Raw genomic sequence first — 22428 nt, forward strand, 5'->3', positions numbered from 1 at the left:
CATGCATCGCCATTTCAACGGTCTGAAGACCGTGCTGCTGTTCGGCGCCATCTGGGCGCTGCTGCTCGGGCTGGGCTCGGTCATCGGCTCCGGGCGCTACCTGTGGTTGTTCGCGCTCATCGGCGTCGGCACCACGTTCTACTCGTACTGGAACAGCGCCACCCTCGCCCTCAAGGCGATGCAGGCCTACCCGGTCACCCGCGAGCAGCAGCCGCAGATGTATCGCATCGTCGAGGAGCTGTCCCAGCGCGCCGGCCAGCCGATGCCGGCGCTCTACGTCTCGCCGACGGCTGCCCCCAACGCCTTCGCCACCGGCCGCAACCCCGCCAACGCGGCCGTCTGCTGCACCGAGGGGATCCTCTCGATGCTCGACGAGCGAGAGCTGCGCGGCGTGCTCGGGCACGAGCTGATGCACGTCTACAACCGTGACATCCTCACCTCATCGGTCGCCGCGGCGATCGGTGGCGTCATCACCAGCATCGCGCAGATGGCCATGTGGTTCGGGGTGGGCGGGTCCAACGACGACGACCGCCCCAACCCGATCGTGCTGCTGCTCATGTCGCTGCTGGCACCGCTCGCCGCCACGATCATCCAGCTGGCGATCAGCCGCACCCGCGAGTACGACGCCGACGAGGACGGCTCGAAGCTCACCGGCGACCCGCTCGCCCTCGCCTCGGCGCTGCGCAAGCTCGAGCTCGGCACCCAGCAACGCCCGCTCGCCCCGGAGCCGCGGGTCGTCAACGTCAGCCACATGATGATCGCCAACCCGTTCCGCGCCCAGGACGTGTCCGCGCTGTTCGCCACGCACCCGCCGATGGCCGACCGGATCGCCCGCCTGCAGGACATGTCGACCCGCTGAGCCGCCGATCAGACCACCAACGGCGCCAGCAGGAAGCCGAGCGCGATGGTGACCACGATGGCTACCGTGCCGGGGACGACGAACGGGTGGTGCAGCACGATCCGGCCGACCCGGGTGGAGCCGGTGTCGTCCATCTGCATGGCCGCGACCGTCGTCGGGTAGTTCGGCAGCAGGTAGTAGTTGGCCACGGCCGGGTAGCTCGCGAGCAGCGCCACCGCCGGCAGGCCGAGCTTGACCAGCAGCGGCATGAAGGCCGTCGTGGTGGCGGCGTGCGAGAACATCAGCGGCGCGGCGAAGTAGAAGAAGACACCCGCCAGCCACGGCTGGGCCTGCAGCGGCCCGGAGAGGGCCGCGCGGATGGTCTCCATGTAGTTGGTGACGAAGACGTTGCCCAGCCACGCCAGCCCCATGATGCAGATGGCGGCGGTCATGCCGGCGCTGAACGTCGAGGTCTTGGTGATCTCTCCTGCGGGCTTCTTCGCGACGACGATGATGATCGCCGCGGTCGTCAGCATGATCGCCATGATCGCCGAGGTGGAGTCCATCGGCGGGGTCTTGACCAGACCGAGCTCCTTGGACGTCACGGTGGCGTAGGCGACGACGACGACCAGCGCCGCCAGGAAGATCAGCAGGCTCGGGACGGCGCTGCGCGCAGGCACGTAGCTCGAGTCGCCCGCGACGCCGCGGCGCACCAGACCCTTGGCCATCCGCTCCTGGTAGACCGGGTCGTCCTTCAGCTCGCAGCCCTGCCGCGAGGCCACCAGGGCGCCGACGAAGCAGCCGACGAATGTGGTCGGGATGACGACGGCGAGGCACTGCAGGTAGCCGACGTGCAGCGGGGTGAGCGAGGCGGCGAGCGCGACCATGGCGGCCGAGATGGGGGAGGCGGCGACCGCCACCTGGGAGGACACCACGGCGATCGACAGCGGCCGGGAGGGCCGGATGCCGTGCTCCTTGGCGACGTCGACGATGACCGGGATGACCGAGTAGGCCGTGTGCCCGGTGCCGCAGAGCAACGACATCATGTAGGTCACGAAGGGCGCCAGGAAGGTGATCTGGCGCGGATGCCGCCGCAGCAGCACCTCGGTCAGGTGGACGAGATGGTCGATCCCGCCGGCCACCTGCAGGGCGGCGACCGTGCAGATGACCGGCATGATGATGCCGATCACCGACCAGGGCACGTCCTTGGACGCCTGGGTGGTCAGGCCGGTCGCCACGAGGACGACGACACCGGCGCCGCCGGCCAGACCGATGCCGATGCCGCCGAGGCGGGCACCGATGACGATGAAGATCAGCACGACCGCGAGATGGAACCAGATCACGTCGACTCCCCTGAAGGCCTCCCGCTGGCGCGGGCGCGCCACCGACATCTGTGATGTAGACCGTTCATCCAGGCTAGGAGCAAGGTCGCGGTGGGCTGTCGGCGGGGTCCCCCTACGAGGGCGCGGGCTTCGGTTTCCCCTGCTCGATGCGATAGACCTAGACCCATGACGAGCCTGACCCGCACCGAGGCCCGCGACCGCGCGGCGGTGGTGAGCGACCTGGCCTACGCCATCGACCTCGATCTCACCCAGGGCGCGGAGGTATTCGGCTCGGTGACCCGGCTGACCTTCGCCGCGTCGCCGGCCGGGGCGACGACCTTCCTCGACCTCAAGGCCCGCGAGGTGCACGAGGTGACGCTCAACGGCGTGCCGCTCGACCTCGCCACCTGGTCCGACGGGCGGCTCCCGCTGCCCGGGCTGGCGGAGCACAACGAGCTCGTCGTGCGCGCCACCATGCCGTTCCGGCACGACGGCTCAGGCCTGCACCGCTCGACCGATCCCGCGGACGGCGAGGACTATGTCTACGGGCACTCGTTCATGGATGCCGCCCCGAGCATCTACGCCTGCTTCGACCAGCCGGACCTGAAGGCGCCGCACACGGTGACCGTGCGCGTTCCCGAGCACTGGGTCGTGATCGGCAACGGTGCCGCTACCGTCGACGACACCGACACCGACACCAACGCCAACGACACCCACCCGGGCAGCCGGCTGTGGCGACTGGCCACGACCCAGCCGATCGCGACCTACTTCTTCTCGGTGTGCGCGGGGCCCTACGTCTCGGTGACCGAGGAGCACGACGGCATCCCGCTCGGACTGTTCGCCCGCGCCTCGCTGCGACCCCAGCTCGAGCGCAACGCCCCGCAGATGCTGGAGGTGACGCGCCGCTGCTTCGACTACTACCACCGGCTGTTCGGCATCCGGTATCCCTTCGGGCGCTACGACCAGGTGTTCGTGCCCGACTTCAACGCCGGCGCGATGGAGAACCCGGGCTGCGTCGTCATCCGCGACGAGTACCTCTACCGCGGAGCCGTCGCCCCCGCCGAGCTACTGACGCGCGACAACACCATCGCGCACGAGATGGCGCACATGTGGTTCGGCGACCTGGTCACCCTCGACTGGTGGGACGACCTGTGGCTGAACGAGTCGTTCGCCGAGTTCCTGGCCTCGCGCGCGGTGGTGGGCACCGGGCTCTACCCGGACGCGTGGGCGCACCAGTCGATCGTGCGCAAGGCCTGGGGCTACGCCGCGGAGCGTTCGCCGTCGACCCACCCGGTCGCGAGCAACGGCAGCGCCGACGCGCTTTCGGCGCTGCAGAACTTCGACGGCATCTCCTACGCCAAGGGGTGCGCGGTGCTGCGTCAGCTGATCGCCTACATCGGCGACGACGTGTTCGACGCGGGTGTGCGCGACTACCTGCAGGCGCACGCGTTCGCCAACGCGACGCTGACCGACTTCGTCGGTGCGCTCGAGGCGCGGCACGGGGCTTCGCTGGACGCCTGGCGGGACAGCTGGCTGACCACCGCCGGCGTCGACTCCATCGCCTGCGAGACCGACGCAACCGGCTCCATCCTCACCGGCGCCCGCCTGACCCGCACCGCGCCGCCCGAGCACCCGGCCGACCGCAGCCACGTCCTCGACGTCGCCGGGTTCACCGACGGCGCCGAGCGCTGGCGCGAGCCGCTGGTGCTCGACGCGGCCTCGGTGCCGATGCCGTCCCTGACCGGTCGTCCGCGCGCGGCCCTCGTGCTGCCGAACGCCTCCGACCTCACCTGGGCGACGGTCCGGCTCGACGACGCCTCGCTCGCGGACCTGCCCCGTCAGCTCAGTGCGCTGGAGGACCTGGATGCGCGGTGCGTCGTCTGGAACGCACTCTTCGACGGGCTCGCGCTCGCCACCGTCGACCCCCGGCTGTTCCTCGCCTGCGTCGAGGCCGCCTGGCCGCTGGAGACGCATGACTCGGTGCGCATGGCCGTGGCGACCCGCACCGTCGACCGCGTGATCGCCCTGAACCTCCCCGCCGACGAGCGTCCCGGTGCGCTGGCGCGGGTCGCCGCGATGGCCGCGAACGTGCTCGCGGTAGCCCCACCCGCCTCCGGTGCCGCGCTCGCCGCCGCACGCCTGCTGGCGCGCACCAGCGCGGACGAGTCGCTGCTGCGCCGCTGGCTCGATGGGGTAGACCTCCCCAGTGGTCTCGAGGGCGACGCGGACTTCCGGTGGGGCGTGCTCCGCACGATGGCCCGTGCGGGACTCGTGGACGCCGCCCGGATCGACGAGGTGCGCGAGAGCGACCGCACGGTCACGGGCACCCTGGCCTGGTTGGCGGCTCGCGGCGCGTTGCCGGACTCCGACGCGAAGGCGTGGGCGTGGGAGCAGCTGACCGGTCAGCACGGACTGACCAACCACGAGATGAACAACCTCGCGCTCGGCTTCTGGTCGTCCGGCAGCGAGGAGCTGCTGCGCGGCTACCGCGACCGTTACCTCGTCGACGTCCCGGCCATGAAGGCCTGGGTCGGCGACGACGCGCTGGCCCGGGTCGCGCGGTTCGCGTTCCCGCTGCCGGTGGTCGAGCAGGCCACCGACGACGCCGTCACCGCGGCGCTGGACAGCGGTGACCTCACCGCGGCGGTCAGCCGCGCGATGGTGGACCAACGCGCGATCCTGCGCGAGGTCCTGGCCAGTCGCGCGGCCTTCCCGGCGCGGGCCTGACGCCTCAGGCCTGACGCCTCAGGCCTGACGCCGCGAGCCTGACGCCGAGGGTCAGCGCAGCAGGCCGCGGCCGACGCGGCGGCCCCACCACCGCCCGAGACCGAGCGTGTCACCGGCGAGCGTGGCGGCTACGACGATCAGGCCGAGCGCCTCGATCCAGTGCGAGTCGGTGATCGGGTTGGTGAAGGTCGCGTCCGGTCCGTGTCGCCGAGCGGGAACTCCGCCAGGTACATCAGGAACAGCAGCAGGGTGCCGGTCCACGCGGCGATCTTGAGGCCGCAACCGGTGATGAGCGCGATGCCGATGCCGAGCAGCCCGAGCATGAACAGCCAGTCGTTGGCCGCGCCGAAGGTGCGCACCAGCGAGTGGAAGAACTCGGCGAACGGCCCGGTGGCGGCCCTTCATGAAGCCTTGCGCCGGCGTGCCCCCGTCGATCCAGGCCCGCGCCGACGGCGTGGCGAAGCCGAGGCCGAAGAGCTTGTCGATGAACGCCCACAGGAACGTCCAGCCGAGGACCAGTCGCAGCCCGGCCAGCGCCAGGCGGGCGCCGCGGCTGTGCACGATGTCGGTCTGGAAGATGCCCCGTGCGGAACGCTCGACCTGGGTGTTGTCGATGTTCGAGGTTGACATGATGACCCCTCCCGTCGGATCTGACCCTTCCAAAGTAGGAAACCCACCCGCCGGCTCAGACACCGGGGGTGGGCTTCTACGCAGGTCAGCGGCAGGACGAGGCCACGGGACTCGTCCCGCGAGGCGCCCGACGGCGGGCGCGTGTGGCCAGGCGGCCTCAGCGGTAGTTCGTGAACGAGAGGGCGACGTCCAGGTCGGCCTCCCGCAGCATCTTCTGGATCGCCTGCAGGTCGTCGCGGCTCTTGCTGGTGACGCGCAGCTCGTCGCCCTGGATCTGGGACTTGACGTTCTTGGGCCCCTCGTCGCGGATCATCTTGGAGATCTTCTTGGCGTTCTCCGAGCTGATGCCCTCCTTGAGGGGCACGTCCAGGCGGTACTCCTTGCCCGAGGCGCGCGGCGCGTCCGGCACGTCCAGGTGCTTGAGCGAGACCTTGCGCTTGACCAGCCACGTCTTCACGACGTCGAGAACGGCGAGCACGCGCTCCTCGCTGTTGGCCTTCATCGCGATCGAGTCGCCGGACAGCTCGACGGTGGCCCCGACGTTCTTGAAGTCGTAGCGCGTGGCGATCTCCTTGGCCGCGGTGTTGACGGCGTTGGCCACCTCCTGGCGGTCGATCTTGCTGACGATGTCGAACGAGCTGTCGGCCACGATGGCTCCTTGCGTGAGTCGTGAGTAGATCGTGAGTCTGGATCGCGGGGGCGTGCGGCGGGGCTGTCGACCGGTGCACGCGAACCGGCCTCCATTGTGGCCCATCCCGCACGGTTTCGAGGTAGCCCGTGGGGCTTGCTATGCTGGCTCGCGCACCACGGCAGGTTGCCCGAGCGGCCAATGGGAGCGGACTGTAAATCCGTCGCGAAAGCTACGAAGGTTCGAATCCTTCACCTGCCACCACGTGCCCCCAAGGCCCCTGACCAGCGGAGACGCTGGCCAGGGGCCTTCTGCATGGGCGCGATCCGGACCGCCCCCCTGATGCTCATAGACGATCCGCTATAGGATGGCGGCATGAGTGCGACGCGGCCCACACCCCTGGCGGGGACGGTTCTGCGCGAGGCCCGACTGGTCGCCGGTCTCTCGCAGAGCGAGCTCGCTCGCCGCGCGGGTGTGACGCAGAGCGTCATCAGCACCTACGAGTCGGGTGGGCGAGACCCGAGCCTGACGACCTTGGCGCGGCTGGTGGCTGCCACCGGCCAACGTCTGTCGGTCGTGGTCGAACCAGGTCCCGAGGGTGCGCACCAGGGCATCCCGGACACGCGGCTGGGCCGGCGGCTGCGTCGCCGACGCGCCGCGTTGATGGCTGCCGCGCAGCGCCGAGGCGCCACGAACCTGCGCGTGTTCGGCAGCGTCGCCCGCGGTGAGGACGGGCCGGACAGCGACGTCGACCTCCTGGTCGACCTGGCGCCCGGCGGGGGGCTGTTCGCTCTGGCCGGTCTCGAGCGCGAGCTGGCCGAGATTCTCGGCGTCGAGGTCGACGTCTCGCCGGTCGACAGCCTCAAGCCCCGGGTTCGCGACCGCGCCGAGCGAGAGGCGATCGCGCTGTGAGCCGCCCCCAGCCGGCCACCCGGGCTACGGCAGCAGCAGGTCGAGCAACGGGCTGCGGTAGATCCGGTGCGGGTCGAGCGCTGCCAGCGTCGCGCGGGCGGACGCGAAGTCGGCGCCGGCGGGTTGCCCGGTGGTCAGCGAGCGGGGGATGGTCCCGGTGATGGTCTCGCGGTCCGCCCAGCCGGCCGTGGGCGTGTAGGCCCACCCCTTCGACCACTCCACGCGCACGTCGATGTCGCCGGCACCCGCCCGGCCGAACAGCCACTGCTCCAGCTCGGTGTAGAACTCCTCAGCCGCCGGGGTGCCCGGCAGGGTGAGCACGTCGATCCAGATCGCCGTGTCGAGGTCGGGGCGGTCGGGCCGGCGGCGCACGGCGGACAGCAGCGGCTCGACCGCGCCGGGGATGGCGACGTCGCCGGGCTGGTCGAGGCCGGTGACACGCAGCTCGAGCGGGCCGTTCATGGGATACCGCCCACCGGCGGCGTACCGGTCCACGAGCGTGGTGTAGGTCGTGTAGATCTCGTGCAGCACCCCCTGCACGTCCGCGCGCCGGTACAGCACGGCGTACCCGTTGGCGGTGACCCGCAGCGTGGTCGGCCGGACGTAGAGGAGCAGGTCCTTCGCCGAGCCCCAGAGGTCGCTCGTCAGCGAGCTCAGCAGACCGCCCTGCACGATGCTCAGCTGGGTGGCACCGAAGGTGGGCGCGAGGGAGACGTTCCCGCGCTGGATGCCCTCCACCAGGTCCGTGATCGGCTTGGGCAGCAGGTCGGCGAAGGCGTAGTTGTAGGGGAGGACCGTCGGGCGGCTCCCGAGCGGCGGCCACGGTGGCACCGTCCACACCTTGAGCCAGGGCGTCTTGGTGAACGGGAAGAGGATGATCTCCATCCGCCCGGACTGGTCGAGGAAGCTCGCGACCGTGCGACCGTGCGACCGCCCGACCCCGGCGCGGCCAGCAGCTCGCTCGCGGGGATCGTCGTGTCGCTGCGGCAGCGCAGCTTCTGCAGGACGGTGGTGCACAGCCGCACCCGGGTGACGAAGGCGCGCCCGAGGTGCACGAGCAGCGCACCGATCTGGGGGTCGGTGCGCTGGAAGGTCCGCAGCACGTACGCCCCGCGCGCCGCGTCCCACACGACGGCGTCGAGGTCGACGACGAGGTTGGATAGCGAGCCGTAGGTCGCCCCTGCGGGCCGCTGCTCGCCGGTCGCCGGCACCCACCGACACCGTGCGCGCGGCCCGGTCGACCTGGGTGCCGAGGAGCCCGGTAGTGGTGTCGACGAGCAGCACGCGCGAGCTGCCGTCCTCGCCGCCGGTGACGGTCAGCGGCGACCAGTTGTGGCTGAACCCGCGCGGCCGGATCGTCCAACCGTTGGCGTGCGCCCAGTTCGCGAGCGCCACGATCGCGTCGGTGCCGAGCGGCGTCACCGCCCACAGCGCATCCGTCGTGATCGCACCGGACCAGTTCCGGTAGACCGTGAGGTAGGGCACGAGGCCCGCCGGCAGTCCCGGCGGGGGCAGGAGCGTCGGGGCGAGGGCGGCCGCCTCGGCCGGGGTGGCCCGGCCGACGACCGACCAGCCGGTCAGGGCGGCCACCGACCCGGCGGCACCCGCCGCGAGCACGGCTCGGCGGGACGGCGTGCGGCCTGCGGAGGGCGGCGGGGTGGGCCGAGAGGTGGGGCGTGCAGAGGGCAGCGAGGAGGGGCGTGCGGAGGGCAGGGAGACGTTCGGGAGGTCATGGGGGAGGGCCATGGCCGGACCGGAACCACTAGCCCGGACGAGTGACGAGCGGGGCAGCGTCCTGTCCGCCGCTCGGCGCATACTCATCGCGATGGGTCCATGACCAGCGCCGTTGCGTAGCCGCACCGTCCGAGGCAGCCCCTATCCTGTGACCACCTTCGGCACTCACCTGGGAGGCCACGTGCCTGCGTCGTCGACTCCACCCGTCCCGCTGACCCGCACCGAGCGGCTCGACCGGCTGCCCTTCACCCGCAAGCACGGCCAGCTCCTCGGTGGCGCCGGAGGCGGGTGGGCGCTGGACGCGATGGACGTCGGCCTCATCTCCTTCGTGATGGCCGCCCTGGCCAAGCAGTGGTCGCTCGACGCCACGACGGTCTCGTGGATCGGGTCGATCGGCTTCGTCGGGATGGCCCTCGGTGCGAGTCTTGGCGGGCTGCTCGCCGACCGGGTGGGGCGTCGGCAGGTGTTCGCCCTGACCCTGCTCGTCTACGGCGTGGCGACCGGCGCCTCCGCCCTGGTCGGCAGCGTGGCGGCGCTCATGGTGCTGCGCTTCCTCGTGGGGGTCGGGCTCGGCGCCGAGCTGCCGGTCGCCTCGACCCTCGTCTCGGAGTACGCCCCGCGCGCGATCCGGGGCCGGGTCGTCGTGGCGCTGGAGTCGTTCTGGGCCCTCGGCTGGATCCTCGCCGCCCTGATCGGCTACCTGGTGATCCCGCGCAGCCCCGACGGGTGGCGCTGGGCGCTCGCGGTCGGCATCGTCCCCGCGCTCTACTCGGTGGCCGTGCGGTTCGGGCTGCCCGAGTCGGTCCGCTTCCTCGAGGGGCGCGGGCGGCACGACGAGGCCGAGGCCGCCGTCCGGGTCTACGAGCAGGCCGCCGGCATCGACCCACCCGCCGACGCCACGGCGGTGCCCGTCGAGATCCCGGTCGAGACGGCGTCGCCGGGTGAGCTCTGGTCGGCGCGCTACCGCGTGCGCACGGCGGCGCTGTGGCTGGTGTGGTTCTTCGTCAACTTCAGCTACTACGGCGCCTTCATCTGGCTGCCGTCCCTGCTGGTCAAGGCCGGGTTCCCGATGGTGAAGTCGTTCGAGTTCACGCTCTGGATCACGCTGGCCCAGCTGCCGGGCTACGCCGTCTCCGCGTACCTGATCGAGCGCTGGGGTCGGCGCCCGACCCTCGCGACCTTCCTCGCGGGCTCCGCGCTGGCCGCGCTCGCGTTCGGGCAGGCGGGCACAGAGGCGATGATCATCACCGCCGGCTGCGCGCTGTCGTTCTTCAACCTCGGGGCGTGGGGCGCGCTCTACGCCGTGACGCCCGAGATCTACCCGACCCGGCTGCGGGGCACCGGATCCGGTGGCGCCGCAGGGTTCGGGCGGATCGCCTCGATCATCGCCCCGCTGGCGGTGCCGCCGTTGCAGTCGCTCGGCGGCACCGGCCTGCTCTTCGCGGTGTTCGCGGTGGCGTTCCTGCTGGCCGCGGGGGCGGCGCTGCTGCTGCCCGAGAAGCGCGGGCAGCAGCTCGAGGAGTCCGTGGTCGCCGAGGAGCCGGTGGCCACCGGCTGAGCCGGCCCGCTGAGCGAGCGGAGCCGGGTCAGCCGGTCGGGCTCAGCCCGCCTGGCCCCAGCGCCCCCGCAGGTCGCTGACGTAGGCATCGAACGCCGGCACCATGTCGAACGTCGGGTCCAGCAGCCACTGGGTCTGCAGCCCGTCCATCAGCGCGATGGTGTTGCGCGCGATGGCCTCCACCGGGGCGTCCTGGCGGACGGTCCCCATGGCCTGTCCGCGCCGCAGCGCGGTGGTCGCCCGGGCGATGGTGTCGGCGTAGTGCCGCTCCACCCAGCCGTGCGCGGGGTGCTGCTCGTCCAGCGCCTCGGCGGTGACGGTGCTGAACAGGCGCACCAGCGCCGCGCGGTCGCTGTTGAGCGCCACGAGGCGCAGCAGCGCCTCGAAGTACGGCCACCCGTCGGCCGTCCCGCCCAGCGCCGCGTCGATGTCGGCGTGGTCGATGGCGTCGCGCCGGTCGAGCACCGCCGCCAGCAGCACGTCCTTGGTCCGGAAGTGATGAGCGAGACCGGTCTGGCTCAGGCAGGCCGTCTCGGCGACCGTCGCCATCGACGTGCCGCGGTAGCCGCGCGTCGCGATGAGGTCGAAGGCGCACTGGAGGATGTGCTCGCGGGTGGCGGCACTGTCTCCACCCTTGGGTCGTCCCGGGCGTCGTCGCACGGGGTTCTTGCTGATGGTCATCCGCGTAACATACTGCGGCTTCCTGGTCAATGACGGAGAACGGTCATTGAGACTTCAACCGCATCCTGAGCGTCTCTCAGCGGAGCTCTCGCTCCTGAGAGGATGACCGGGTGAGCGCCTACCGCACCCTGGCTTCGCCCGTCGAGGCCGAGATCGAGGTGCGCCGGTCCCGCTTCCTGGCCCGGGTCGAGCGGGTCGAGGACGAGGAGTCCGCCCGCGCCGTCGTAGACCGTGCGCGTCGCCGACACCACGACGCCCGGCACCACTGCAGCGCCTTTCTGCTTGGCGACCCCGCCGGCCCCGAGCTCGTCGCCCGCAGCTCGGACGACGGCGAGCCGTCCGGCACGGCCGGCGCGCCGATCCTCGAGGTCCTGCGCGGACGGGGGGACTCGGCGGGTCAAGTCGGTGCCGCGGGCACCTCCGGCACCACCGGCACCGCGGGCGCCACGGGCATCGCCACCCCGCTGAGCGACGTCGTCGCCGTGGTGACCCGGTGGTTCGGTGGCACCCTGCTCGGCACCGGCGGTCTGGTGCGCGCCTACGGCGGCGCGGTGCGCGCGGCGCTCGACCAGGCGGCCACCGTGCAGCGCACGCTCGTGTGGGACGTGGTCGTCGAGAGCGCCGTCGCCGAAGCCGGCCGCCTCGACAACGACCTGCGCTCGCGCGGTTTCGCCGTCGTCGGGGTCGACTATCGCGGCGATGCGGTGCTCCTGCACCTGGGCGTCCCGGACGATCGACTGGAGCGACTCCACGAGGCCGTGGCCCAGGCGACCGCGGGGCGGGGCGCCGTCACCACCGGGGGAGAGCGCTGGGTCGACGAGGAGCCCGCGTGGCACTGACCCGCACCGACGTCGTGGCCGAGGCGCTGCGGATCCTCGACAGCTACGGCTTCACCGATCTGTCGATGCGCCGGCTGGCGACCTCGCTCGGCGTGCAGCCCTCCGCGCTCTACTGGCACATCCCCAACAAGCAGTCGCTGCTCGCCGAGATGGCGCAGACCATCCTGGCCGAGCCGATCGACTCGGCGCAGGCACCCGGCGCCGACTCGGCGAGCCGGCTCCACCAGCAGGAGGCGAGCTGGCCGGACCAGGTCCGCGCCTGGGCCACCCGTCTGCGCGCGGCGCTCCGGGCGCACCGCGACGGCGCCGAGCTGGTCGCCTCCGTGCTCGCCGTGCGCAGCGCCGACGTCGACCCCGCGGCCCCGGTGGTCGACATCCTGCGCCGGGCGGGTCTCGCCGAGGCCGACGCCGCGCAGGCCGGCGCCACGCTGCTCGTCTTCGTCCTCGGGGCGGTGGCGGACGAGCAGGGCCACGAGCAGATGCAGCAGTTCGGGGTGGCCGCCCGGGCCGACTCCTCGGCACCCGAGCGCTTCGCCTTCGGTCTGGACCTGCTCGTCGCCGGCCTGGCCACCCGCCTGCCCGAGGGTGTGGCCCCCGCCACCCCCGAGCACCGCCCCTGAACGGTGTTCAGGTAGCATCCCTGCATGGCTTCCACGCACACCTCCACCCCGTCCGCGCCGGCCCGCGCGAGCGCCGGTCTCACCGCGCGCGACCTCGCCCTGATCGCCGCCTTCACCGCCCTGATGGTGGCGCTCTTCCCGGTCAAGCTGGCGGTGGCCGGCCCGACGCCGATCGTCCTGCAGAACCTCGCCCTGATGCTCGCCGGCGCGGTGCTGGGGGCCAAGCGGGGGTTCTACGCCGCGCTGCTGTTCGTGCTGCTCGCCGTCGTCGGTCTGCCGGTCCTCGCCTCCGGGGTGCGCGGCCTGGCCGTCTTCACCAGCCCGTCGGTCGGGTTCGTCGTCGCCTACCCGCTGGTGGCCTGGGTCATCGGCCGGCTCGTCGAGCTGCGCGCCCCGCGCGTGTCGACCTGGTGGGTCATCGTGGCCTGTCTCGTCGGTGGCATCCTGGTCTCCTACGCCCTCGGGGTCCCCGGGATGGCTTGGCGCTCACCGAAGCTCACGCTCGCCACCGCCGCGACCTACTCCCTGCAGTTCATCCCCGGCGACCTCGTCAAGGCGGTCATCGCCGGTGTCGTCGCCGCCGGCGTGCACCGCGCCGTCCCCGGCCTCCTCCCCGCCCCGCGCCCCCGTCGCACCCCCACGTCCGCGTAGACCCAACCACCAGCAACTCTGCGAGTCCCGTTGCCACACATCGAGTTCCGCGGTGTCAGCCATGCCTACGGCGAGCGCCGCGTGCTGGAGGGCATCGACCTCGAGCTGACCCAGCAACGCATCGGGGTGGTGGGCGCCAACGGCTCGGGCAAGTCGACGCTGGCGAGGATGGTCAACGGCCTGGTCGTCCCCACCGACGGCACCGTCCTGGTCGACGGTCTCGACACGGGCAAGCAGGGAGCGGCGATCCGCCGCCGGGTCGGCTTCGTGTTCCCGGACCCGGAGGCTCAGATCGTCATGCCGACCGTGGCAGAGGACGTCGAGTTTTCTTTGCGGCGAACCGATCTCACGCAACCGCAGAAGTCGGAGCGGGTCAGGGAGGTCCTTGAGAGGTTCAGCCTGGGAGACCACCACGACCACCCGGCCCACCAGCTCTCGTCGGGCCAGAAGCAGCTCCTCGCGCTGGCCTCGATCCTTGTCACGGAGCCGGCGATCCTGGTGTGCGACGAGCCGACGACGCTGCTCGACCTGCGCCACTCCCGCAAGGTCACCCAGCTCCTCGAGTCCCTCGACCAGCAGGTCCTGCTCGTCACCCACCACCTCGACCTCCTCGCCGGCTGGGAGCGGGTGGTTGTCATCGATGAGGGCCGCGTCGTCGCGGATGGCGCTGCGGCAGAGGCGATCTCGTTCTACCGGCGACTGATGGGGGCCTGACGTGCTGACCGGCACCTACGTCCCGGGGCGATCGCTCGTGCATCGCGCCACCCCAGGTCTCAAGCTGGTCCTGCTCGCGGTCTTCCTCGTCCCCATCTCGATCTGGCAGACGCCTCTCCTGGCCGGTGTGTCGGCAGCCGTCGTCCTGGTCGGCTTCGCCGTGGCGCGAATCCCGTTGCGCTACCTGCTCGCTGAGCTGAAGCCGTTGCGCTGGTTCCTCGCGGTCCTGGTGCCCTACCAGTGGTGGGCGCTCGGTCTCGAGGCGGCGCTGCAGCTGCTGGTCGGGTTGGTCATCTCCGTCGCCGCCGCCAGCCTGGTCACCCTCTCGACCCGCGTCTCGGACCTGCTGGACACGGTGCAACGAGGGCTGCAGCCGCTGCGCCGCCTCGGCGTCGATCCCGACAAGGTCGCGCTGACCGTCTCGTTGGCGTTGCGGGCCATCCCGGTCGTGCGGGACCTGCTGCACCAGACCCTCGAGGCCCGGCGGGCGCGAGGCCTCGAGCGCAGCCCGCGCGCGCTCGCCACGCCGCTCGTGATCCGCACCGTCCGCCACGCCGAGCGCGTCGGTGAGGCGCTCGCCGCGCGGGGCTACGACGACTGAGCCACCCGTTCTACCCACGTCCCACCCTTGACCTGCGCGCCCGCCGCCCTGACCGCCGCCCTGACCGCCGTCCTGACCGCCACCCGGGGTGCAGCCACGTCGACCGGGGCAGCGATGGCCCCTGCCAGTGCGTCTCGATAGGCTGAGGCCAAGGTCCGTCGCCCGAGGTCACGCCACGGCCACCACGCATGGCACCACGGCCACCCGGCCATGGCAACGGACCGTCCGCACCCACGAGACCGTCGCCTGCGACGGTGGAAGGACCCGTGATGACCATTCGTCGCGTCGCCATGCTCACCGCTGGCGGCTACGCCCCCTGCCTGTCCGCTGCGGTGGGCGACCTCATCGAGCGCTACACCGAGGTCCTCCCCGACGTCGAGCTGATCGGCTACCGCCACGGCTACCACGGCGTCCTGACCGGCAGCTACACCGTGTTCGACGAGGAGACCCGCAAGAACGCCGGCATCCTGCGCAACTTCGGGGGCAGCCCCATCGGCAACTCCCGCGTCAAGCTCACCAACGCCAAGAACCTCGTCGAGCGCGGCCTCGTCAAGGAGGGTGAGAACCCCCTCGAGGTCGCCGCGAACCGCCTCAAGGAGGACGGCGTCGACGTCCTGCACACCATCGGCGGGGACGACACCAACACCACCGCGGCCGACCTCGCCGCCTACCTGCACGAGCAGGGTTACGAGCTGATCGTCGTCGGCCTCCCGAAGACGATCGACAACGACATCGTCCCGATCCGCCAGTCCCTCGGCGCCCAGACCGCAGCCGAGCAGGCGTCGATCTTCGGCCAGAACATCATCGCCGAGCACGGCTCGAACCCGCGGATGCTCATCGTCCACGAGGTCATGGGCCGCAACTGTGGCTGGCTCACCGCCGCCGCGGCGCGTGACTACATGGCCTGGCACGCCGAGCAGACCTTCCTGCCGTCCGCGGGCCTCACGCCCGAGCGCTGGGCCATCCACGGGGTCTACGTGCCCGAGCTGCACATCGACCTGGACCGTGAGGCCGCCCGCCTCAAGAAGGTCATGGACGAGATCGGCTGCGTCAACATCTTCCTGTCCGAGGGCGCCGGCGTCGACGACATCGTCAAGGAGCTGGAGGCCTCCGGCCAGGAGGTCGCGCGCGACCCGTTCGGCCACGTGAAGCTCGACACGATCAACCCCGGTGCCTACTTCGCCAAGGAGTTCGGCGCCAAGATCGACGCCGAGAAGACCATGGTCCAGAAGTCCGGCTACTTCTCCCGCTCCGCCAAGGCCAACGACACCGACCTCGCGCTCATCAAGTCCATGTGCGACGTCGCCGTCGAGGCGGCGCAGGCCGGCACCCCCGGCGTCGTCGGTCACGACGAGGAGCGCGGTGACGAGCTTCGGGTCATCGAGTTCCCGCGCATCGCGGGCCACAAGGCCTTCGACGCCTCCCAACCGTGGTTCCAGGACCTGCTCAAGCAGATCGGGCAGATCTGACCGTAGACCTCCCGCACCGTCCGCGGCCCGGCTCACCTCGCAGGTGACGCCGGGCCGCGGCGCGTCCGGGACGCGGAGGAAACTAGTCAGGCTCTCTAGGTAGACAGTCTGACTATGTAGGCGTACTGTCTAGCGCATGACAGCAACCACCTGGCCCAGCGAGTGGCTTCGCGGAGTCCTCGAGCTGGCCGTCCTGCGGGTCCTGGCGGACGGGCCGACCTACGGCTACGCCATCGGCGTCCGACTCGACGAGAGCGGCTTCGGCGCCCTCAAAGGCGGCACGCTCTACCCGCTCCTCAGCCGGCTCGAGCAGGCCGGCTCGGTGGCCGTCGAGTGGCGCCAGGGCGACGGCGGCCCCGCCCGCAAGTACTTCGCGCTGACCGACTCCGGCCGCGCCACCTTCGAGCGCACGGCGGCCGACTGGGCCCAGTTCGCTTCTCTCGTCACCACGTTCACCTCGTCCGCGGCCAGCGCCGCCTGATCTCTGGAGCATGCGATGAACCTCAAGGACAACCAGTTCGGCGCCATCTTGCCCAAGCGGTGGGTCGACGACTTCACCATCGCCCTGCGCGCTCGCGAGGTGCCGGGAGCGGCCATCGGCGACGCCATCAAGTCGGTCGAGGACTACTGCGCGCAGTCCGGCGAGACTCCGAAGGAGGCGTTCGGCGCCCCGGGTGACTACGCGGCGGCGCTGGAGCTGCCGACCGACCCGACCGTCGACTCGCTCAAGCACACGGTGATCGCCGCCGCTCCTGCCGCGATCGGGCTCCTCGGGCTGGCGGTCCCGCCGTCCATCGACAGCATGCAGGCGGGACGCCCCTTGACGATCACGGTCGGCGTGGCCGTGAGCGCCGCGCTCATCGCCGTGTTCGCGGTGGTGCTCTGGCGCTGGTTGGAGCCGCTGCTCACCCGTCGGTGGCTCGGCATGGTCGTGATCACGGTGGCCTTCATGGCGACCGCCTTTGCCGCGATCCTGTTGCAGCAGAGGCTGTTCGACATCCCCGCGATGGTCGGGCTCGTCGGCGGGACGATCGCTCTGGTCGTCTCGGTCGTCACGTCGTTCCTCACCTGGCGGGAGGACCCGATCGTCGATCCCTCGGTCCCCGCTGGTCCGCGCCGACGGGTCTCCGGTGCCGGCGTGGCGGCCATCGTCGTCTTCCCGGTGGTCGTGGCCATCATGGCTCTGGTCGCCTGGCTCACCTGAGCCTCAGTCGGACTCGTAGGCCGCCGGTCGCGCCTGGACGGCCCGCACCCGGTCCACGTCGAGCTTGCGGGTGCGGTCGAACCGATAGATGCCGTTCTGCTCCTGGAAGACGTCGGTCAGCTGGGTGTAGCAGTAGCCGAACATGAGCGGGTTCTCCAGCAGCACCCGGGTCAGCCCCTCGAACCGCTGGTGGAACTCCTCCTCCGACCGCACGCGCTGGCCGTATCCCCAGGAGGCGGAGCGGTCCTCGCCGTCGGCGTCGCCCGTGGGCGGGTTCGGGTCCCACCAGATGCCGCCGTACTCGGAGACGAAGTAGGGCTGGCCGGCGTAGGGCACCGACCACTGCCGGCCCGGCAGGTCGACGAGCGGGTCGCCCTCGGCCAGCCCGGCCATCAGCACCCGGAACCGCAGCGGGTCCTGCGAATAGCTGTGTGCGTCATAGACATCGGTCTCGGGCACCCGGTGCGACCAGCCGGACGCGTCGATGACCGGACGGGTGGGGTCGGCGATCTTGGTGGCCTGGAAGAGCGCTCGCGTCACCTCGTCGAGGGTGGTGAGCTCCGACGTCAGCTCCTGCGCCGTCTCGTTGAGCGGGCACCAGCCGATGATCGACGGGTGGTTGTAGTCCCGCGCCAGCACCTCGGTCCACTGGGTGACGAACGAGGCCGTCGGCCGTTGCAGCGCCGGCGGCTCGTCCTGGTCGTAGACCGATCCCTCCGGCGCGACCGTCGCACCCCAGTCGCCGAACTCGCCCCACACCAGATAGCCCAGCCGGTCGGCGTGGAAGAGGAAGCGCTCCTCGAAGACCTTCTCGTGCAACCGTGCTCCGTTGAAGCCCGCGTCGAGCGCCAGCCGGATGTCCTCGACCAGTGCGGCATCCGAGGGCGCCGTCATCAAGGTGTCGGGGTAGTAGCCCTGATCGAGCACCAGCCGCTGGAACACCTTCCGACCGTTGATCCGGATCTCCTTGCCGCTCAACGAGATCGAGCGGAGCCCGGCGTAGGAGGTGACCTCGTCGAGCAGGGTGCCGGAGGGGTCCTCGAGGCGGACCGTCAGCCCATAGAGGTGCGGCGACCCCGGCTCCCACAGCCGCAGCTCGTCGGCGGGGACCTGCAGGTGCACCGCGGGCGCGAGGTCCAGATCGGCGGCGATGGTGGCCGTGGCGACCACCGTGTCGTCCGCCCCGCCTCCGTCACCGTGTCCGGCGTCTCGGGTCAGCTCGGCGACCAACCTTGTGCCAGAAGGATTCTCGGAGAGCACCGCCTCGACCGTGAACGACGACGACGCCACCGACGGGGTGATGCGCAGCCGCCGCACGTGCACGGTGGGCACCGACTCCAGCCACACCGACTGCCAGATCCCGGTGGTGCGTGGATAGAAGCACCCGGACGGTGCGTAGGCCCGCGACTGCTTGCCCCGCGCCTGCACCGCGGTGCGCGAGTCCTCCGCCCGCACGACGACGAGCACGTCGGCGCCGGGGATCACCTGGTCGGTCAGGTCGACGGTGAACGGCGTGAATCCGCCTCGGTGGCGCCCCATCTCGACGCCGTTGGCCCACACGGTGGCGTCGTGATCGACGGCCCCCAGGTGCAGCAGCACGCGCGTCCCGGCCCAGTCGGCGGGGATGTTGACGACCCGTCGATACCAGACGGTCTCCATGAAGTCGCGGTTCCCGACGCCGCTCGCCTCGGACTCGGGGCAGAACGGCACGAGGATGCTGGACGACAGGGGAGCGGTGGTCAGCCCCCGCTCGAACCCTGAACCGCCCGAGTCGATCTCGAAGTCCCACCGGCCGTTGAGGCTCCGCCAGGTGGGGCGGGTCAGCTGGGGTCGTGGGTGCTCCGGCCGCGGCACCGCGCCGTCCGCCTCACCGAGGCCGACCCCAGCACCAGCACCAGCACCAGGCGCGGCTCCGACGACCCGCCCGTCACCGGACGCACCCTCCGTCCACGCCCGTGCGGCGGGCCGGACGGGGGCGAGAGTGCCACGACGCCGCCAGAGCCACTGCTGGCCACGCCAGGCGGCTCGGACAGCCGTCCGAGCCGCTACGGCACCGACGGAACCCACAGCGCCCACAGCACCTCTCGCGCGGGCGCCGGCACCGCTGCCCACGCCGCTCGCCCTCGACGCCACGTCAGCCGATGGTCCAGCTGTCCTTGCCGCGCAGCAGCGCGCCCAGGGCGTCGTCGTCAGCGGGACCGCCGGCGAGGTCCTCGGCCTCGGCGATCTGGGCGCGCACGCCGTCGTCGTAGGTGGGCCGCGAGACGGACCGGAAGATGCCCATGGGCACGACGTCCTGGTCTACGGCGTCCAGGCGCGACAGCGCGAACGCCTGCGACGGGTCCTCGGTGTCGACGTGGTGCACCACGATCGACTCGGGGTCGGCCTCGGCCTCGGGCACGACTGCGACAGAACCGAGTTCGGTGCGCACGACGACCCGGTCCGACCCGACGCGGACGGGCTGGCCGTCCTCGAGGTGGGCCATCCGGGTGGCCGCCTCACCGCGGTCCTTGAGCAGCTGGAACGCGCCGTCGTTGAAGATCGGGCAGTTCTGGTAGATCTCCACCATGGCCGTGCCGCGGTGCTCGGCCGCCGCGCGCAGCACCTCCATGAGGTGCTTGCGGTTGGAGTCCATCGTGCGCGCGACGAAGGTCGCCTCAGCACCCAGCGCCAGGGAGATCGGGTTGAACGGCGCGTCCACCGACCCGGCCGGGCTGGACTTGGTGACCTTGCCGACCTCGGAGGTGGGGGAGTACTGCCCCTTGGTCAGCCCGTAGATCCGGTTGTTGAACAACAGGATGGTCATGTTGACGTTGCGGCGCATCGCGTGGATCAGGTGGTTGCCGCCGATCGACAGCGCGTCCCCGTCACCGGTGACGACCCACACCGACAGGTCCGGGCGAGCCGTGACGAGGCCGGTCGCGATCGCCGGCGCCCGTCCGTGGATCGAGTGCATGCCGTAGGTGTCGAGGTAGTACGGGAAGCGCGACGAGCAGCCGATGCCGGAGATGAACGCGATGTTCTCGCGGCGCAGCCCGAGGTCGGGCAGGAACGACTGGACGGCCGCCAGCACGGCGTAGTCACCGCAGCCGGGGCACCAGCGCACCTCCTGGTCGGAGGTGAAGTCCTTCTTGGTCAACGGGTCCGAGCCCTCGGGGACCGCCGGCACACCGTGCAGCCCGCCGGGCCGGCCGGCGGTGCTGGGGTCGACGACCACGGGAAGGCCGAGGTCGATGCTCATCGCGTGCTCTCCTGCTCGTTGCTCTCGGGGGACTGCTGGGTCTGCTCGGCCTGCTGGGTGGGGTTGGCCGGGATGGTGGCGGGGCCGGCGCCGTGCAGCTCGTGCACGGCGTTGCGGATGACGTCGGCGAGATCCGTTGCGGTGAAAGGAAGTCCGCGCACCTGGGTGTGGGCTCGCACGTCCACGAGGTAGCGCGCCCGCAACAGCTGGGTCAGCTGGCCCATGTTCATCTCGGGCACGATCACCCGCTTGTAGCGGCGCAGCACGTCACCGGTGTTGTCGGGGAACGGGTTGAGGTGGCGCAGGTGGGCCTGCGCGACCTTGAGCCCCGACCGCCGGGCGAACCGCACGCCCGCCGAGATCGGCCCGTAGGTCGACCCCCACCCGAGCACCAGCACCTCGGCGGTGCCGGTCGGGTCGTCGACCTCGAGGTCGTCGATGGTGGCGACGACGCCGTCGACCTTGGCCTGGCGCAGCCGGGTCATCAGGTCGTGGTTGTCCGGGTCGTAGGAGATGTTGCCGGTGATGTCGGCCTTCTCGATGCCCCCGATGCGGTGCTCGAGGCCGGGGGTGCCGGGCACGGCCCACGGGCGGGCCAGCGTCTCGGGGTCGCGCAGGTACGGCTGGAAGACGGGGTTGCCGTCGCCGTCCACGCCGTTCGGCCCGGTCGCCAGGTCGACGCGCAGGTCGGGGAGGGCGTCTACGTCCGGGATCGCCCACGGCTCGGAGCCGTTCGCGAGGTAGCCGTCCGACAGCAGGAACACCGGCGTGCGGTAGGTCGTCGCGATCCGCACGGCCTCCAGGGCCGCGTCGAAGCAGTCGGACGGCCAGCGCGGCGCGACGATCGGCACGGGCGCCTCACCGTTGCGGCCGTACATCGCCTGCAGCAGGTCGGCCTGCTCGGTCTTGGTGGGCAGCCCGGTCGACGGACCGCCGCGCTGCACGTCGACGATGACGAGCGGCAGCTCGAGCGACACGGCCAGACCGATGGTCTCGCTCTTCAGCGCGACACCCGGGCCGGAGGTGCTGGTCACCCCGAGCGCGCCACCGAAGGACGCACCGAGGGCGGCGCCGATACCGGCGATCTCGTCCTCGGCCTGGATGGTCGTGACGCCGAACCGCTTGAGCCCCGACAGGGTGTGCAGGATGTCCGAGGCCGGGGTGATCGGGTAGGCCCCGAGCACCAGCGGCAGCCCGGAGCGCTGCGCCGCGGCGACCAGCCCGTAGGCGAGGGCGGTGTTGCCGGTGATGTTGCGGTACTCGCCCGACCGCATGTCCGCCGCCGGCACCTCGAAGGAGACGGCGAAGTCCTCGGTCGTCTCGCCGAAGGCGTGCCCGGCGTGCAGCGCGGTGAGGTTGGCCGCCAGGACGTCCGGCTTCTTGGCGAACTTCGCGGTGAGGAAGTCCTCGGTGCCCTGGAGCGGCCGGCTGTAGAGCCAGGACAGCAGCCCGAGGGTGAACATGTTCTTCGCGCGTTCCTTGTCCTTGCGGGACAGGTCGTGGTCGGCGAGCGCGTCCACGGTGATCGAGGTCAGCGGCAGCGCGTGCAGGTGGTAGGACTCCAGCGTCCCGTCCTCGAGCGGGTTGGAGGCGTAGCCCACCTTGCCCAGGTTGCGCTTCGAGAACTCGTCGCTGTCGGCGATGATCGTCGCCCCGCGCGGCAGGTCGCGCAGGTTGGCCTTGAGCGCGGCGGGGTTCATCGCGACCAGCACGTCGGGGGAGTCGCCCGGGGTGAGCACCTCGTGGTCGGCGAAGTGCAGCTGGAACGACGAGACGCCGTGCACGGTCCCCTGAGGTGCGCGGATCTCCGCCGGGAAGTTCGGCAGGGTCGACAGGTCGTTGCCCAAGATGGCGGTCTGGGAGGTGAAGCGGTCCCCGGTCAGCTGCATCCCGTCGCCGGAGTCGCCGGCGAACCGGATGACGACGCGGTCGAGGCGGTGCACGTCCTTGGTCGTGGGCACGTTCGGGAGCGTGGTCATGGAGCGAGGGTCTTCTTTCGTCGACTGGAACCCGCCTGGTGGGAGCCCTTCCCATAGGCGCGAGTTATGGGCAATATAAC

Annotated in this window: 20 protein-coding genes and 1 tRNA gene; 13 read left to right on the forward strand and 8 right to left on the reverse strand. The window is 71.3% G+C overall.

What is annotated here, in order from left to right; genetic code table 11:
- Position 1 precedes the first annotated feature (1 nt).
- Positions 2-859, forward strand: coding sequence for a zinc metalloprotease HtpX (gene htpX, locus MM440_RS08085; RefSeq protein WP_241443795.1), 858 nt, complete (start codon positions 2-4; stop codon positions 857-859).
- Positions 860-867: 8 nt separating this feature from the next.
- Here the strand turns inward: htpX and MM440_RS08090 are convergent, their stop codons facing one another.
- Complete coding sequence (locus tag MM440_RS08090; protein WP_241443796.1) at positions 868-2181, reverse strand: anaerobic C4-dicarboxylate transporter family protein; 1314 nt, start codon at positions 2179-2181, stop codon at positions 868-870.
- Between the two features lie 165 nt (positions 2182-2346).
- On the opposite strand from MM440_RS08090, the gene pepN reads away from it, so the two are divergent.
- On the forward strand, positions 2347-4887 hold the full coding sequence (pepN, locus tag MM440_RS08095; protein ID WP_241443797.1) for an aminopeptidase N: 2541 nt from the start codon (positions 2347-2349) through the stop codon (positions 4885-4887).
- A 51-nt stretch (positions 4888-4938) separates the two neighbouring features.
- On the opposite strand, the gene MM440_RS08100 is transcribed toward pepN, so the two are convergent.
- Positions 4939-5517, reverse strand: coding sequence for a DoxX family protein (locus MM440_RS08100; protein WP_241443798.1), 579 nt, complete (start codon positions 5515-5517; stop codon positions 4939-4941).
- Positions 5518-5674: 157 nt separating this feature from the next.
- On the reverse strand, positions 5675-6166 hold the full coding sequence (locus MM440_RS08105; protein ID WP_241443799.1) for a YajQ family cyclic di-GMP-binding protein: 492 nt from the start codon (positions 6164-6166) through the stop codon (positions 5675-5677).
- 159 nt (positions 6167-6325) lie between these two features.
- On the opposite strand from MM440_RS08105, the gene MM440_RS08110 reads away from it, so the two are divergent.
- Positions 6326-6409, forward strand: a tRNA-Tyr gene (locus MM440_RS08110).
- A 111-nt stretch (positions 6410-6520) separates the two neighbouring features.
- Positions 6521-7057, forward strand: coding sequence for a helix-turn-helix domain-containing protein (locus tag MM440_RS08115; protein ID WP_241443800.1), 537 nt, complete (start codon positions 6521-6523; stop codon positions 7055-7057).
- Between the two features lie 24 nt (positions 7058-7081).
- Here MM440_RS08115 and MM440_RS08120 read toward each other — a convergent pair whose 3' ends face one another.
- Positions 7082-8803 (reverse strand): cholesterol oxidase substrate-binding domain-containing protein, encoded by a 1722-nt coding sequence (locus MM440_RS08120; protein ID WP_241443801.1) that lies wholly within the window; start codon positions 8801-8803, stop codon positions 7082-7084.
- Positions 8804-8972: 169 nt separating this feature from the next.
- On the opposite strand from MM440_RS08120, the gene MM440_RS08125 reads away from it, so the two are divergent.
- The gene (locus tag MM440_RS08125; RefSeq protein WP_241443802.1) at positions 8973-10349 is read left to right on the forward strand and encodes an MFS transporter; all 1377 of its coding nucleotides are present in this window, start codon (positions 8973-8975) and stop codon (positions 10347-10349) included.
- A 42-nt stretch (positions 10350-10391) separates the two neighbouring features.
- On the opposite strand, the gene MM440_RS08130 is transcribed toward MM440_RS08125, so the two are convergent.
- On the reverse strand, positions 10392-11030 hold the full coding sequence (locus tag MM440_RS08130) for a TetR/AcrR family transcriptional regulator (protein ID WP_241443803.1): 639 nt from the start codon (positions 11028-11030) through the stop codon (positions 10392-10394).
- A 110-nt stretch (positions 11031-11140) separates the two neighbouring features.
- Between MM440_RS08130 and MM440_RS08135 the strand changes: the two genes are divergently transcribed.
- The 8 genes from MM440_RS08135 to MM440_RS08170 all read left to right on the forward strand — a co-directional run bounded on the left by MM440_RS08135 (position 11141) and on the right by MM440_RS08170 (position 17128).
- Positions 11141-11869 carry an IMPACT family protein gene (locus MM440_RS08135; RefSeq protein WP_241443804.1) on the forward strand — a complete coding sequence of 243 codons (729 nt, stop codon included), beginning with the start codon at positions 11141-11143 and terminating at the stop codon, positions 11867-11869.
- On the forward strand, positions 11860-12489 hold the full coding sequence (locus MM440_RS08140) for a TetR/AcrR family transcriptional regulator C-terminal domain-containing protein (protein WP_241443805.1): 630 nt from the start codon (positions 11860-11862) through the stop codon (positions 12487-12489). Before MM440_RS08135 ends, MM440_RS08140 begins: the two co-directional genes overlap by 10 nt.
- A 24-nt stretch (positions 12490-12513) precedes the next feature.
- Positions 12514-13140, forward strand: a complete 627-nt coding sequence (locus MM440_RS08145) for a biotin transporter BioY (protein WP_241443806.1) — start codon at positions 12514-12516, stop codon at positions 13138-13140.
- A gap of 30 nt (positions 13141-13170) precedes the next feature.
- Positions 13171-13854: an energy-coupling factor ABC transporter ATP-binding protein gene (locus MM440_RS08150; protein WP_241443807.1), complete on the forward strand. Its 684-nt coding sequence runs from the start codon at positions 13171-13173 to the stop codon at positions 13852-13854.
- Between the two features lies 1 nt (position 13855).
- Complete coding sequence (locus MM440_RS08155; RefSeq protein ID WP_241443808.1) at positions 13856-14455, forward strand: energy-coupling factor transporter transmembrane component T family protein; 600 nt, start codon at positions 13856-13858, stop codon at positions 14453-14455.
- 269 nt (positions 14456-14724) lie between these two features.
- A complete protein-coding gene (locus MM440_RS08160) occupies positions 14725-15924 on the forward strand; it encodes a pyrophosphate--fructose-6-phosphate 1-phosphotransferase (protein WP_241443809.1) in 1200 nt (399 codons plus the stop codon).
- 136 nt (positions 15925-16060) lie between these two features.
- The gene (locus MM440_RS08165) at positions 16061-16405 is read left to right on the forward strand and encodes a PadR family transcriptional regulator (protein ID WP_241443810.1); all 345 of its coding nucleotides are present in this window, start codon (positions 16061-16063) and stop codon (positions 16403-16405) included.
- Between the two features lie 15 nt (positions 16406-16420).
- Positions 16421-17128 (forward strand): hypothetical protein, encoded by a 708-nt coding sequence (locus MM440_RS08170; RefSeq protein WP_241443811.1) that lies wholly within the window; start codon positions 16421-16423, stop codon positions 17126-17128.
- Positions 17129-17131: 3 nt separating this feature from the next.
- On the opposite strand, the gene MM440_RS08175 is transcribed toward MM440_RS08170, so the two are convergent.
- The 3 genes from MM440_RS08175 to MM440_RS08185 all read right to left on the reverse strand — a co-directional run bounded on the left by MM440_RS08175 (position 17132) and on the right by MM440_RS08185 (position 22348).
- Positions 17132-18982, reverse strand: coding sequence for a glycoside hydrolase family 2 protein (locus MM440_RS08175; RefSeq protein ID WP_241443938.1), 1851 nt, complete (start codon positions 18980-18982; stop codon positions 17132-17134).
- Positions 18983-19262: 280 nt separating this feature from the next.
- Entirely contained in the window at positions 19263-20369 is a 1107-nt protein-coding gene (locus MM440_RS08180; RefSeq protein WP_241443812.1) for a 2-oxoacid:ferredoxin oxidoreductase subunit beta, read from the reverse strand.
- The gene (locus tag MM440_RS08185; RefSeq protein WP_241443813.1) at positions 20366-22348 is read right to left on the reverse strand and encodes a 2-oxoacid:acceptor oxidoreductase subunit alpha; all 1983 of its coding nucleotides are present in this window, start codon (positions 22346-22348) and stop codon (positions 20366-20368) included. The genes MM440_RS08180 and MM440_RS08185 overlap by 4 nt, the downstream gene beginning before the upstream one ends.
- Between the last annotated feature and the right edge of the window lie 80 nt (positions 22349-22428).

The organism is Arsenicicoccus piscis, assembly GCF_022568835.1.
Taxonomy (GTDB): Bacteria; Actinomycetota; Actinomycetes; order Actinomycetales; family Dermatophilaceae; genus Arsenicicoccus; species Arsenicicoccus piscis.